Genomic DNA, 1167 nt, shown 5'->3' on the forward strand with positions numbered 1-1167 from the left:
GATTTGATGTGGAAGCCGCCGTCGGGCAGAGGGCCCCACTCGAAGGTCCCGCCGACGAGTTCCACCCGTTGAGCCAGCCCTTTCAAGCCACTTCCCGACCCAGTTGCCGCCAAAGCCTCATCCACCGCCTTCCGCGCCGGACCATTCCGCACCGACAACCGCACCCGATCCGCCTCATACCGCACCTCCACCCGCACCCCACTCCCCGGCGCGTGCTTCCGCACATTCGTCAACGCCTCCTGCACAATCCGAAAACCCGTCCGCGCCACCACCGGCGACACCACCGACCCATCCCCCGACTCCACCAACTCCACCTCAACCCCCACACCGCGCGACTCCTCCACCAACACCCCCACACCCAACCCCCAACCACCGCCAGAACCCCCCACCGAACCCACCGGCGAACCCACCATCGACACCGCCCCCGCCTCCACACTCGCCGGCGACCGCAACACCCCCACCAAATCCCGCAACTCCTCCAACGCCTGACACCCCGCCGCCCGCAACACCTCCGCCTCCGCGCGCACCCGCTCATCCGAGGACGACACCCGCAACGCCCCCGCCTGCAACACCATCAAACTCACCCGATGCGTCACCACATCATGCATCTCCCCCGCCAACCGCACCCGCTCCTCCGCCCGCGCCTGCTCCGCCAGCAAAAACCGCTCACGCTCCGCCCGCTCCGCCCGCTCCATCAACGCCACAATCAAATTCCGCCGCGCCGCCACATACATCCCCAACAACCCCGGAACCGACGTCAACACCAACCCACTCGCCGCCACCTCATACGACAACCCCCACGGCCGCATCGCCACCACCGACACCACACCGATCAACCCCCACGCCACCCGGGACCGCTCCGCATACACCACCGCCGCATACGCCGCGAACGGCGTCGCCAACGGCACCCACACACCCCCCTCACCCGACCCCGCCAACACCCCCGGCGCCCACCACACCGACACCGACATCACCACACCGGCAACCACCACCACCCCCAACACCCACAACGGCCACCGACGACGCCACACCATCGCCAACGCCACCACCACCTGCAAACACAACCCCGCCCAACGCCCCACACCGGAACGACCCCCTTCCGGCAAACCACTCCACACCGCCACATACACATTGAGCGCCACGAGCCCGACAACCAGAACAACATCC

At 67.9% G+C, this 1167-nt stretch carries 1 protein-coding gene; it reads right to left on the reverse strand.

Features of this window, described 5'->3' with window-relative positions; genetic code table 11:
- The coding region (locus ACZ7G3_RS35700) for a sensor histidine kinase (RefSeq protein ID WP_470930872.1) at positions 1 to 1167 on the reverse strand (1167 nt) is incomplete at both ends.

The organism is Streptomyces sp. NPDC037271, assembly GCF_055603605.1.